Raw genomic sequence first — 12,583 nt, forward strand, 5'->3', positions numbered from 1 at the left:
ACCTGTGTTGACAAACAATTAAACATTTGTCATGTACTATGTTTGTTAAGGAGAAATAGCACAGAAGTTAGTATTAAGTATATTAGGAATAAGAAAGGCTGCGCTCAGTGTCACACACTGGAATGACAAGAAGAGGGCACTTGGATGACAGGAAAAAACGAACTGCTATACTAAAAAAAAAGAAATAGAATATGACAGAATGGCTAATATCTAATCAGCTTATTGATTATAACTGTGCCGTAAAATCTATGGAAGAAAAAATTCAACAAATTTACAATAATTCAGCAGACGAATTGGTATGGCTACTCCAGCACCCTCCACTTTATACTGCAGGAATCAGTGCAACAGATGATGATATTGTTGAAAAACTATTTCCTATATATAAAACAGGAAGGGGTGGTAAACACACATATCATGGTCCAGGACAGCGCATCATATATTTAATGTTAAACCTTAAAAAAAGAAATAAATGCGACATAAAGCTATATATTAGAGACCTAAGTAAGTGGATAATAAATGTTTTAAAGCAATTTAATATACTTGGAGAATTTAAAGAGGATAGAATAGGTGTTTGGGTGAATAACAATGGAGTAGAAAAAAAAATTGCAGCTTTTGGTATTCGCTTAAGAAAATGGGTAACTTATCATGGCATAGCGCTTAACGTCTTTCCAGATCTCTCTCACTATAAGGGTATTATTCCTTGTGGACTGCAAGGTTATGGCGTCACATCAATGGAAGAACTAGGAGTGAAAGTTCCACTCTCTGAATTGGATGATATACTAAAAAAAGAGTTTTATAAGATATTTTAATGATCATTTACCTTTTATATTTTATTTTCACTTTATGTGCTAACACAGGTATTCATGCAATCGACCGAGTTGATATTATTGCTCCTTCTTCCAAGGGAAAAGAATCAGATCTGACTACTATAAAAGAATATGTAGAAGCTTCGGATTTTAATCCCCATATTTCGGAAAAAATATATAGTAATGACAATCCATTTTATTCCAACTCTGATGAATTCAGAGCAAATGATTTGGTTAGTGCACTAACTAATGATAGTAAAATAATTTGGTGTATCAGAGGAGGAGAAGGGGCTTCTCGGTTAATTCCCTATCTAGAAAAGTTACCCAATGATAAAAAAGAAAGGATTGCTCAAAACAAAAAAATCCTCATAGGCTATAGCGATATAACTGCCTTGCACATCTATCTACAAGCTAAATATGATTGGCAAACTCTTCACGGCACCATGTTGGAAATGATAGTAAATAGCTCCGTTTCTGAAAGCTCTGTTGAAAAATTGAAAGAGTTAATTCTTAACAAGCGGGATTCTATCAGATTTGATAACCTAAAGATGATAAACAATGGCATTAGACTAAAAGATGGCAGATTAGAGTCTAAAGTCATCGGTGGTAATATGACTTTAGTTGAAAATAGTATAGGAACCGCTTGGCAAATAAATGCGAAAGGTAAAATTCTATTTTTAGAGGACATAAGAGTTTACCCATACGCAATAGAGCGCAGTTTAGATCACCTAAAACAAGCTCACATTTTTGATGGAGTGCATGCAGTAATCTTTGGGGATTTCGTTAACTGTTATAATGGTAATCTTGTTGAAGTTGTAAAAGAAAGGCTTGCAAAAAGTGTTAACTTTCCTGTATTTACAATGAAAGGGGTAGGCCATGGACATACAAATGACCCTTTACCTCTTAACACTCACGCTATTATTAGCGTTCAAGACGAAAAAGAAGGTTTGTTTTTTATGGATGTGCAGAATGTTAGCTAATCTTATAGCTAATGCGAGCTCTACGTCATGCCGCCACGGTATCTCTTAGCCGCTAACACGTACTTAACCGTCATACCGCGATTCATTCGCGGTATCTCTAGATCCCGCTAACACGTAGCGGGATGACGAGTTATTATACCACCGCGAACCGTCATGCCGCCGCGGTATCTCTTAGCCGCTAACACGTACTTAACCGTCATACCGCGATTCATTCGCGGTATCTCTAGATCCCGCTAACACGTACTTAACCGTCATACTGCCGCGGCGCTAACAACTGTACGAACGTTGTAGTTTGGGCCACCAGTGGGGTGTCATCCATAAGTGTTGAAAGTGCTATAAGTGGCATTATATAAGGTGGTTAACGGCATAAATTTCAATGGTAATAAAATAAATTAAAAAAGCGCCTTTTTGCCTGTGGTTAGAAGGTTTAAGCGAATTTTCGACGTGGTTTATCTGCTTTCCCAACAACGAAGGTTGATATCAAGAGGAGATTTACATACCATTAATCACCTTGTGTGATTGCACTTTCAACACTTATGGGTGTCATCCCAGTGCCCAGACACTGGGATGGCTTTGTTGCATCGCTAGCTATGATGGATTAAAGATAAAAAAGATGGAGAATATCAGTAGCTTATTATTCTGGTATTTATAACAAGAACGGTCAGTGAATACCTAAATTTGAGTAAAAGAAATTTCACTACCACTCACTAATCCGGCTAAAATTCAAGAATTTCAATGCTTTAGCTATTTTCAATAGAATTAAGTTTATTAATATAAATAATAAATTACTATTCTTAAATTTGATCAGATTGATTGCAAAAAAACAAGATTTTCAATAGGTTGCTTATAATCCTAGCTATAGTTAGCCTTTCATAAGTAGCGATGCAACAAAGCCCACTGGGATCCAGCTTCTATGCAACTTAATTAAAAACGTTTGTTTTAGCGTAAGACAACTACCTTTAGCTCATCAGCTCAGTTATAAGCAAAATTTCTGGATCCCAGTGGGCTTTGTTGCATAGCACCTTAAGCAGTGATGGTTTACGACAAATTTATGTAATGATTTCAAATTTAGCCATACCAATATCAGTGAATTTGTTGAGCAAATAGCACTTAATTAGTAATTCTTTTTCACGATTTACTTCAGATTTATTCCTAAAGCTAAATCCAAATACTTGCTTCAACCTTGAGAAAAATCCTTCTATGTAAGATCTCTTTCCATAAATTGCTTCCTTTTTCCACTCTTTTACACCATCTTGTCCATATAATTTTATTAACCTAATAGCAGCATTCCTGTCAGACATATAATCTATTTTTGAATGTTCTGCTGCATCCTTTTTTGGTAGAACTTTTGTCTTTATATCGTATTTCTTACACAATTTATAAAGTTTGTGCCTATCGTATGCCCTATCTGCATATAATGCTTTTATTTTGTGCTGAAAATTAACTTCTTCAAGCAAATCGCAAGCTCCATAGTGGTCAGAGTAGACGCCATTACTGTATCTTGCAGCTATAGCTTTTTTACTATTCACACTTAACATAACATGTAACTTTCTTACTTGCTCGTAGCTTCGGTACTTTCTATCTGCACTGTTTTCCTTACTGTGGCCAGGAGTGTTACTGTAAATGCTGATACTTGTGCTATCTATGATAATTTCAATATTTTCCATGTTGCTTTTATCAACCCTGCAATCATTTATCTTAATATTAAGTTTTTTAAACCTTCTTGATGCTTGTGAATAGCTGATAACTGCCAAATTTTTTCCTATTTGTTGCAGATATCCTTTTATAAACCCCACCGTTTGTCTTAACCCAATTCTAAAAAGATTGACAATTATATGCACCAAAATTACGACTTTATCACTGTAAATATAGTTGCCGCCCTGCATTTTTGGACTATTTTCATACCAATTTTCGATAGCTTCATCGATGTAACGAAAAATATTTCCCCTTTTTTCAAGGAATTTGTTATATTCGTTTTGGTTACTGACTTTCATTTTCTGTGGCATATTTTTTCTTCAACAGTTAAATGGTTATTTATAATGAATTTTGTCAGTAGCCACCAGATTTTTTCGGTTGCTATGCAACAAAGCCATCCCAGTGTCTGGGCACTGGGATGACACCATTTGCTGTGCAATTTACCTTCAAAAACGAATGTTCGTACAGCTATGAGTGAGATCAAAGAATTGCAGAATTAAGTGTGAATGGTTGCAGAGTAATTTCAAAGTGCATTTGCAGTTGGACTGGCTGAATGGATATATTTAATGAAAGTCCCATTTCACGGTGTTCAAATCTACTCCTTCTTGTACCATCTCCCAAAGTGGGCTCATTTCTCTCAGTCGGCCAATATTTTTAGCAACAAGATCTGCTGCGTACAAAACTTCTTCTTTAGTTGTAAATCGGCCTAGGCCAAATCTAATTGATGAATGCTCAAGGTCGTGGCCATTATTTAGCGACCGTATGACATAGGAAGGCTCAAGAGACGCAGACGTGCACGCAGAACCAGAACTTACTGCTAAATCCTTGATTGCCATGATGAGAGACTCACCCTCAACATAGGGAAAGCTCAAGTTTAGGTTGCCAGGAATTCTATTTTCATAATCACCATTTAAAACGATATCAGGAAATGCTTCTTTTATCTTATTGTACAAAATATCTCTCAGTCCTTCCAATTTGCTTGCTTCCGTTTCCATTTCTTCTTTAGCGATACGTGCCGCTTCACCAAAACCAACTGCAAGAGGTGTTGGAACTGTTCCAGAACGCATACCTCTTTCTTGTCCACCACCACTAATCAATGGTATCAGCCTAACACGAGGATTCTTTCTACGGACATATAATGCGCCTATTCCCATAGGTCCATAAATTTTGTGGCTAGAGAGACTCATAAGATCAATGCACATCTCATTAACATCAATTGGAACTTTTCCAAAGCTTTGAGCTGCATCTGTATGGAAAAATATATTATGCTTTCTGCATATTTTACCAATCTCCTTTACAGGCTGAATTACTCCGATTTCATTATTTACCATCATCACTGAAACCAGGATTGTTTTATCAGTAATTGCTTCCTCAAGCTTTGATAAATCTATAATTCCGTTTTGCTTAACAGGCAAATATGTAACTTTAAAGCCTTCATTTTCCAGATGCCGACAAGAATCCAGAACACACTTATGCTCCGTGCAGACAGTTATTATATGATTTCCTTTATTTTTGTAAAAGTGAGCAATGCCCTTGATTGCTGTATTATTTGACTCAGTTGCACCTGAGGTAAAGATAATTTCTTTGCTATCTGCGTTCACCAGATCAGCGATGTGTTTCCTTGCTTTTTCCACTGCTTCTTCAGCAGTCCAACCAAATGAATGGCTGCGAGAGTGTGCATTACTGAACTCACCAAAATAAGGTATCATTACCTCCAAAACACGGGGATCCACTTTAGTAGTAGATTGATAATCAAGAAATATTGGTAATTTTATTTTAGTATCATGTATTTTCTTACTTTCAACATTCATAAAGCTACCACAGGGACAAAATTTACAACTATTTAATAGCACTAAAACTTAATTTTTTCAAGGTATAATCTTGCATCAACAAACATTGTCACCAAAGGGATGTGTGTATGACGCTGGTTCACTCTGTGATGGTGTCATTCCAGCGCCCCTATGATGTTATCCGAGTAGCTCCTTTTTTTGTCATCCGAGTAGCTGACACTGGTTCACTCTATAATAGTATCATCCGAGTAGCCCCTTCTCCTGTCATTCTAGTGCTCCTTTTTTTGTCATCCGAGTAGCCCCTTTTTTGTCATCCGAGTAGCCCCTTTTTTGTCATCCCAGTGCCCAGACACTGGGATCTCATTTTACTCTATAATGGCAGTGCTCCTTTCTCGTCATCCCAGTGCCCAGACTACTTGGATCCAGGAAACTTAACTCTACACCAAGTAAATGTACAATAAGAACTAGATTCCAGACTGGAATGACACCCTACTTAACCGTCATACCGCGATTCATTCGCGGTATCTCAGCCGCTAACAAGAGATCCCGCTAACACGTAGCGGGATGACGGTTGTCGTTTAGCCATAAATATTTAAGAAATTTACCAAACGAAAAAAAAGGCAAAAGAAGCCCTAGTCATTGTCTATTTTCAGTATTGGCGTTTTTTAAGTCTTAAACACTGCAATTTAGCTGCTTTTAAGTGCAACTAACCTTAGTTTAAATGTTTAAGAAATTTACTAAGCAGAAAAAAAGGCAAAAGAAACCCCGTGTTAGCTAGTTGTCACTCTCTAATCCTGCAAATTGGCGTACTATACTGTCTTAAACGACTTATAAGCGCGTTTCAGCTTATATAGGTAAAAACCCAGAAATGTTGTGAAGACATAAGGTGCACATAGCGCAAAAAATTAAAAATAAGACGCTAACTACGTTGTTTTCTTGCTGTTTAATCTGCACAGATGAAGATAACTGAATACCTTCAATACCATGATAAGGGCGCTGGCGGAGTTTGTCAAGGAAGTTTTTGTATTTTAATTTTAGAATTTTATAGGCTTTTGTTTTCATGAAATTATGTTCTCATGGGTAAATTAATGTTATCCTTTTTTGTTGATCTAAAGTTTTTTATGTTCATACACTTACGTGTTCATAGTGTTTATTCGCTGCTTGAAAGCTCGGTTAAAATTGAGGAGCTGATAGGCCTTTGTTTGCGAAATAAAATGCCAGCGGTTGCAATTACTGATTCAGGCAACTTGTTTGGCTCGCTCGAATTTTCAGAATATGCAGCAAGTAGGGGAATACAGCTAATAATAGGATGCAATATTATAGTTAAACATTCAGAACAAAATTTACCTATATTATTGCTTGCAAAAAATGAGCAAGGGTACACTAATTTAGTCACTTTGGTGAGTGAGTCTTTTAAAAAGCGCAAGAATAACAGCGATATTCCTTACGTTGATTTTGATGAGCTATTGAATTTAAGTATGGGTCTGATCGCTTTAACCGGTGGATGTTTGGCTCAACTATTGTTGGGGCAAGATAAAGAAACGGTTGAAAAACTGCTTTCAGCATTCGATGGTCATTTATATGTTGAATTGCAGCGTCATGGGCTGAATAAAGAGCTAGAGCTTGAAGAAGCTTTAATAGATTTTGCTTATCAGCGCAATGTACCACTGGTTGCAACGAACGATGTGTTTTTTCCAAATAGGTCTGATTATGAGGCTTATGACATATTAACGTGCATATCGGAGGGGAGTTATGCCCTGGAGAATAACAGAAAGAAGTTAACTACCGAGCATTACTTCAAATCTGTGGCAGAAATGGAGGAACTGTTCAGCGACATTCCCGAAGCAATTCATAACACTTTAGTGATAGCTAAGCGGTGCTCTTACATGCCAAGAAGCAGGCAGCCTATCTTGCCTAAATTTCCTTGTCGAGAAAATAAAACTGAGAATGAAGAACTGAGGGAGCAGGCAGTTGCAGGATTGAAGCTGCGTATTGCAAAATCCTCTTCTGTCACCAGAACACCCTCCACTGTCATCCCAGTACTTGATCAGAGAGATTCCAGCGTCACGCGCTGGAATGACACCAAACCAGATGATGACACACAACATGATATCGATTTCAAGCAATACTACGACAGGTTAGATTATGAACTAAGTGTAATCACTTCAATGAACTATGCTGGTTACTTTCTAATAGTTTCTGACTTTATCCGCTGGAGCAAAGCAAATGGCATTCCAGTTGGTCCAGGAAGAGGCTCTGGTGCTGGATCAATTGTTGCTTGGAGCTTACAGATTACAGACCTTGATCCAATAAAGTTTGGCCTAATATTTGAAAGGTTTTTAAATCCCGATCGTGTATCAATGCCTGACTTTGATATCGATTTCTGCCAAGAGAAAAGGGACCTGGTTATTGATTATGTTCAGAAAAAGTACGGTTATGTTGCTCAAATAATCACTTTTGGAAAATTGCAAGCAAGGGCAGTATTGCGTGATGTTGGTAGAGTATTGCAAATGCCTTACTCTCAAGTGGATAAAATATCTAAAATGGTTCCATTTAATCCAGTAAATCCTGTAACTTTATCGCAAGCGATAGAGTTTGATCAAAACCTGCAGAAAGAACGGGATAGTGATGAGGTGATTGCAAAGCTTCTTGATATATCACTAAAGCTTGAAGGAATATATCGTCACGTTTCAACTCATGCTGCTGGAATTGTAATATGTGATCAAAAGTTGGAAAATTTTGTTCCTGTGTACTACGATCCAAATTCGGCTCTGCCAATCACTCAATACAGCATGAAATATGTGGAGAAAGCTGGGTTAATAAAATTTGATTTTCTTGGACTTGGTACGCTAACACTAATAGATCATGTATGTCGTTTAATTAATCGTGATGAAAAAAAGATCGATATTTCTTCAGTTCCTTTGAATGATCAAAAAACCTATGAGATTCTCTCTAGCGGTGATTCAATTGGAGTGTTCCAGCTTGAAAGTTCGGGAATGAGAGAAGCTTTAATCAAATTAAAGCCAGATTGCATTGAAGATATTATCGCTTTAATTTCCCTTTATCGTCCAGGACCTATGGATAACATTCCAACTTATGTTGCAAGAAAGCATGGACTTGAAAAGCCAGATTATATTCATCCGTTACTTGAAGGAGTGTTAAAAGAAACATTTGGGGTAATAATCTACCAGGAGCAGGTGATGGAAATAGCCCGTATTCTTTCCGGGTATAGCTTAGCGGAAGCAGATCTGCTGAGACGTGCCATGGGTAAGAAAATTAAGGAAGAGATGGATAAACAACGTGAACTTTTCATCCAAGGGGCAACAAAGAATGGCGTTGATTATGACAGGGCAAGTTATATCTTTGACCTTGTTGCAAAATTTGCTGGTTATGGATTTAATAAATCTCACGCAGCTGCATATGCGGTTATATCTTATCAAACGGCTTACCTTAAAGCTAATTATCCATTAGAATTTTTTACAGCACTAATGAATCTAAATATTGATGATAGAGATAAACTGAATTTATTTTATCATGCAGCAAAGTTTAGTGGCGTTACCGTTCTTCCACCTGATATAAACAAGTCTCAAGCTGAATTCTCAATAGAGGGTGAGTGCATACGTTATGGTATTGCTGCCTTGAGGAATGTTGGTTTTTCTATAGCAGAAGGAATAGTGAACACACGTTCAAGCGCTTATAAGGACATATGGGAATTCATTCAAAATTCAGGTCATATAATAAATAAGAGGGCGCTAGAAAGCCTAATTAAATCCGGGGCATTCGATAGCGTGCATAAGAACAGAAAGCAGCTATATGAGTCAATGGACATGCTGATTTACTTTGCAAATAAAAACAAACAGGATAGGGAATCAAGTCAAGCTGCTTTGTTTGGTAGTCTTGATGTCCTCAAACCGAAATTTGAGAATGTGGAAAATTTTGATGAAGAGGAAAAATTAGAGCATGAGTTATTTTCACTAGGATTTTATTTAACTAATCATCCACTTGAAAAATTTAGAATTCTTCTGGAAAAGTTAAATATTGGGTTTATCGGAGAAAATAGAACAGCAAAAACTGCTGGGGTAATATTAAATGCACGTATGAGAACTTCAGAGCGTGGAAGGTTTGTTATACTCACACTTTCTGATCCCCATAACGTTTCTGAAATAGCATTTTATAATAATGAAATAATAGAAGAAAAAAGAGATTTATTTTCACCAGGAACATTTGTGATAATTGATCTTGAAGCTTCGGAAAATACGACAAGATTAGCAGGCAAGGATATATCTGAGTTTACAAAAAGAATCGCTTCTACAATAAAGGAATTAGTTCTCACCACTGAGTGCACGGATTCGCAAAAAGCCGCTATGGAATTAAATGCAATATTGAAAGATAAAGGCAGAACCAAAATAATGCTAAAACTTCTTCTCGAAAAACATAAAGTGAGCATCTTATTACCAGGTGCATACTCAATTGCTCCTCAAGTTATTTATGAAATATCTAACTTAAGCTGGATTAAAGGCGTAGAAATTAATACAAATAACTTGCTTATATAAAAAAGCTTTATATAATGAAATATTTAATCGGTATTAAAGGAAGATATAGTGAATCTTTATGAATTTACTTTTATAGCACAACAAGGATTATTACAGCAAGAAGTAGAGGAGATGGTCCAAGAGCTAGCTGTTTCATTGAAAAATATTAAAGCAGATGTTATTTTCCAGAAGATCAAGAGTCTTATGGAAAGGCAAAATAGTACGCTTACAAAACAAGAGTTAGAAACGCGTGCTGAAAACATTAAAGAAGGTCTAGTTGCTTACTCTGATTTCTTGGAAGATCTTACAAAAATTTTATGGGTTGAATTGGAAGAAGATCTTTCAAATTTGAAAGAAGTGAAGTCAAAAATCGATAAAGAGTTGAAAGATGACCTAAAAGATTTAGGAATAACGCAAGATTTTATAAAATTTCTAGGAGGCAGTGAGCAAATTACTAAAAGTGCGTTTATCCATAATGCAGTAAATGCTTTGAAGAGAAATATTTCAGAACATCTAATAAAGATTTTTCAAGATATTTTGAAAGATTTTAGAATAAACGGTCCAACTCAATCGAGCAAAGCATTGGAGATGCTTTTGGAAAACATTGAAGCATCGGGATTAATCAAGTATGAACATTGGGGTCTTTTGGATTTTGCATATCCAATAAATAAGATGAAGAGCGGTCATTATTGTATAATGTGCATAAGTTCTACTGCAAACATTCTGGATGAATTTGTGCGTAGAATGAAACTTAATGAGAACGTTATTCGCCACTTGTCTGTGCAGGTTGATAAATTTTTTGAAGGTAAATCTTATATGATGAATAAACAAATTGAGGAGCAAAACGCATAATGATGAAAAGACGAAATAGTTTTAATAATTCCTACGTATCTGTAAATAATAGGACTGGCTTTAGGCGTTCTAAAGTTTGCCCTCTTGCTACGTCTAAAGATGAAGACATAGATTATAAGAATACAGATTTATTATCCAAGTTTACCTCTGACTATGGTAGGATATTACCTAGAAGGTTAACAGGCGTATGTGCAAAAAAACAAAGGAAGTTACGCTTAGCGATCATAAGGGCACGTTTTTTGGCTCTTGTTCCTTACTGTACTAAAAAAGTTTAGGTAATTTATGTTGATAATTTTAAAGGAAAATATAAGGACTTTAGGTAAGCTTGGTGAAGTTGTCAAAGTTAAACCAGGTTATGCACGTAATTTTCTTTTTCCACAAAGAAAAGCGGTGAAAGCTACCAAGGAAAATTTAACAAAGCTAGAGGAGCAACGTTTATTACTGGAAGAAGAGAATATAAAAAGATTAAATGTAGCAAAAGAGCTTGCATTGTCACTACATGATAAGTTTGTGGTATTGATAAAGCAAGCTTCAGAGGATGGTAAAATTTTTGGTTCTGTAACAACACGTGAAATTGCGAAAGTTTTACTACAAGAAGGACATGCGATAGATCACCGTAGTTTATCTTTTGGTGGAATAAGCATCAAAAACTTGGGTGAATACCAAGTAAACGTAGAATTACATAGTGAAGTAGTAGTACCAATTACTATATACGTCGTGAAATCCGAAACAGATGCGCATGAATTAAGGCAAGTAAAGTTGCAAAATCAGAAGTCTGAGCAACAAGAAGGTGAAGCAGTGGAGCAAGAAGATACAAATAACAAATAGCAGTGAATAAAATATATCAACTATTCCTGTCATTCCAGTGCCTTTTTTTTCTGTCATCCCAGTGCGTGACACTGGGATGGCTTTGTTGCATAGCACCTTAAGCAGTGATGGTTTACGACAAATTTATGTAATGATTTCAAATTTAGCCATACCAATATCAGTGAATTTGTTGAGCAAATAGCACTTAATTAGTAATTCTTTTTCACGATTTACTTCAGATTTATTCCTAAAGCTAAATCCAAATACTTGCTTCAACCTTGAGAAAAATCCTTCTATGTAAGATCTCTTTCCATAAATTGCTTCCTTTTTCCACTCTTTTACACCATCTTGTCCATATAATTTTATTAACCTAATAGCAGCATTCCTGTCAGACATATAATCTATTTTTGAATGTTCTGCTGCATCCTTTTTTGGTAGAACTTTTGTCTTTATATCGTATTTCTTACACAATTTATAAAGTTTGTGCCTATCGTATGCCCTATCTGCATATAATGCTTTTATTTTGTGCTGAAAATTAACTTCTTCAAGCAAATCGCAAGCTCCATAGTGGTCAGAGTAGACGCCATTACTGTATCTTGCAGCTATAGCTTTTTTACTATTCACACTTAACATAACATGTAACTTTCTTACTTGCTCGTAGCTTCGGTACTTTCTATCTGCACTGTTTTCCTTACTGTGGCCAGGAGTGTTACTGTAAATGCTGATACTTGTGCTATCTATGATAATTTCAATATTTTCCATGTTGCTTTTATCAACCCTGCAATCATTTATCTTAATATTAAGTTTTTTAAACCTTCTTGATGCTTGTGAATAGCTGATAACTGCCAAATTTTTTCCTATTTGTTGCAGATATCCTTTTATAAACCCCACCGTTTGTCTTAACCCAATTCTAAAAAGATTGACAATTATATGCACCAAAATTACGACTTTATCACTGTAAATATAGTTGCCGCCCTGCATTTTTGGACTATTTTCATACCAATTTTCGATAGCTTCATCGATGTAACGAAAAATATTTCCCCTTTTTTCAAGGAATTTGTTATATTCGTTTTGGTTACTGACTTTCATTTTCTGTGGCATATTTTTTCTTCAACAGTTAA

General features: G+C 35.9%; 12 protein-coding genes. 8 read left to right on the forward strand and 4 right to left on the reverse strand.

From position 1 onward, the window contains the following. Positions 1-191 precede the first annotated feature (191 nt). The 3 genes from lipB (at position 192) to OOK92_RS05765 (ending at position 2,438) form a co-directional block, all read left to right on the forward strand. A complete protein-coding gene (gene lipB, locus OOK92_RS05755) occupies positions 192-809 on the forward strand; it encodes a lipoyl(octanoyl) transferase LipB (RefSeq protein ID WP_253309637.1) in 618 nt (205 codons plus the stop codon). Continuing rightward, positions 809-1,786 (forward strand): LD-carboxypeptidase, encoded by a 978-nt coding sequence (locus tag OOK92_RS05760; protein WP_264735514.1) that lies wholly within the window; start codon positions 809-811, stop codon positions 1,784-1,786. The genes lipB and OOK92_RS05760 overlap by 1 nt, the downstream gene beginning before the upstream one ends. Before the next feature lie 511 nt (positions 1,787-2,297). Then, entirely contained in the window at positions 2,298-2,438 is a 141-nt protein-coding gene (locus OOK92_RS05765; protein ID WP_264735515.1) for a hypothetical protein, read from the forward strand. A 397-nt stretch (positions 2,439-2,835) separates the two neighbouring features. On the opposite strand, the gene OOK92_RS05770 is transcribed toward OOK92_RS05765, so the two are convergent. From OOK92_RS05770 to OOK92_RS05780, 3 genes are all read right to left on the reverse strand, one after another. Continuing rightward, positions 2,836-3,792: an IS5 family transposase gene (locus tag OOK92_RS05770; protein WP_264735368.1), complete on the reverse strand. Its 957-nt coding sequence runs from the start codon at positions 3,790-3,792 to the stop codon at positions 2,836-2,838. After that, the gene (locus OOK92_RS05775; protein ID WP_264735516.1) at positions 3,777-3,920 is read right to left on the reverse strand and encodes a hypothetical protein; all 144 of its coding nucleotides are present in this window, start codon (positions 3,918-3,920) and stop codon (positions 3,777-3,779) included. The genes OOK92_RS05770 and OOK92_RS05775 overlap by 16 nt, the downstream gene beginning before the upstream one ends. Before the next feature lie 124 nt (positions 3,921-4,044). After that, positions 4,045-5,292, reverse strand: coding sequence for an IscS subfamily cysteine desulfurase (locus OOK92_RS05780; protein ID WP_253309635.1), 1,248 nt, complete (start codon positions 5,290-5,292; stop codon positions 4,045-4,047). A gap of 107 nt (positions 5,293-5,399) precedes the next feature. Here OOK92_RS05780 and OOK92_RS05785 point away from each other — a divergent pair, with 107 nt between their 5' ends. The 5 genes from OOK92_RS05785 to rplI all read left to right on the forward strand — a co-directional run bounded on the left by OOK92_RS05785 (position 5,400) and on the right by rplI (position 11,483). Continuing rightward, positions 5,400-5,570, forward strand: coding sequence for a hypothetical protein (locus tag OOK92_RS05785; RefSeq protein WP_264735517.1), 171 nt, complete (start codon positions 5,400-5,402; stop codon positions 5,568-5,570). Positions 5,571-6,392: 822 nt separating this feature from the next. Continuing rightward, the gene (gene dnaE, locus OOK92_RS05790; RefSeq protein ID WP_264736399.1) at positions 6,393-9,824 is read left to right on the forward strand and encodes a DNA polymerase III subunit alpha; all 3,432 of its coding nucleotides are present in this window, start codon (positions 6,393-6,395) and stop codon (positions 9,822-9,824) included. 48 nt (positions 9,825-9,872) lie between these two features. Further along, positions 9,873-10,655 (forward strand): 30S ribosomal protein S6, encoded by a 783-nt coding sequence (gene rpsF / locus OOK92_RS05795; protein ID WP_264731023.1) that lies wholly within the window; start codon positions 9,873-9,875, stop codon positions 10,653-10,655. Beyond that, positions 10,655-10,930 (forward strand): 30S ribosomal protein S18, encoded by a 276-nt coding sequence (gene rpsR, locus OOK92_RS05800; protein WP_064125330.1) that lies wholly within the window; start codon positions 10,655-10,657, stop codon positions 10,928-10,930. Before rpsF ends, rpsR begins: the two co-directional genes overlap by 1 nt. 7 nt (positions 10,931-10,937) lie before the next feature. Continuing rightward, complete coding sequence (rplI, locus tag OOK92_RS05805; protein WP_264735518.1) at positions 10,938-11,483, forward strand: 50S ribosomal protein L9; 546 nt, start codon at positions 10,938-10,940, stop codon at positions 11,481-11,483. Between the two features lie 123 nt (positions 11,484-11,606). Here the strand turns inward: rplI and OOK92_RS05810 are convergent, their stop codons facing one another. Continuing rightward, positions 11,607-12,563 carry an IS5 family transposase gene (locus OOK92_RS05810; protein ID WP_264735368.1) on the reverse strand — a complete coding sequence of 319 codons (957 nt, stop codon included), beginning with the start codon at positions 12,561-12,563 and terminating at the stop codon, positions 11,607-11,609. Between the last annotated feature and the right edge of the window lie 20 nt (positions 12,564-12,583).

Source organism: Wolbachia endosymbiont (group A) of Rhinocyllus conicus (genome assembly GCF_947250775.1).
GTDB lineage: Bacteria > Pseudomonadota > Alphaproteobacteria > Rickettsiales > Anaplasmataceae > Wolbachia.

What these genes read in the sequence shown, in the direction of transcription:
- lipB (WP_253309637.1), top strand. Translation starts at nt 192, where the DNA reads ATGACAGAATGGCTAATATCTAATCAGCTTATTGATTATAACTGTGCC.
- OOK92_RS05760 (WP_264735514.1), top strand. Translation starts at nt 809, where the DNA reads ATGATCATTTACCTTTTATATTTTATTTTCACTTTATGTGCTAACACA.
- OOK92_RS05770 (WP_264735368.1), bottom strand. Translation starts at nt 3,792, where the DNA reads ATGCCACAGAAAATGAAAGTCAGTAACCAAAACGAATATAACAAATTC.
- OOK92_RS05780 (WP_253309635.1), bottom strand. Translation starts at nt 5,292, where the DNA reads ATGAATGTTGAAAGTAAGAAAATACATGATACTAAAATAAAATTACCA.
- OOK92_RS05785 (WP_264735517.1), top strand. Translation starts at nt 5,400, where the DNA reads ATGACGCTGGTTCACTCTGTGATGGTGTCATTCCAGCGCCCCTATGAT.
- dnaE (WP_264736399.1), top strand. Translation starts at nt 6,393, where the DNA reads ATGTTCATACACTTACGTGTTCATAGTGTTTATTCGCTGCTTGAAAGC.
- rpsR (WP_064125330.1), top strand. Translation starts at nt 10,655, where the DNA reads ATGATGAAAAGACGAAATAGTTTTAATAATTCCTACGTATCTGTAAAT.
- rplI (WP_264735518.1), top strand. Translation starts at nt 10,938, where the DNA reads ATGTTGATAATTTTAAAGGAAAATATAAGGACTTTAGGTAAGCTTGGT.
- OOK92_RS05810 (WP_264735368.1), bottom strand. Translation starts at nt 12,563, where the DNA reads ATGCCACAGAAAATGAAAGTCAGTAACCAAAACGAATATAACAAATTC.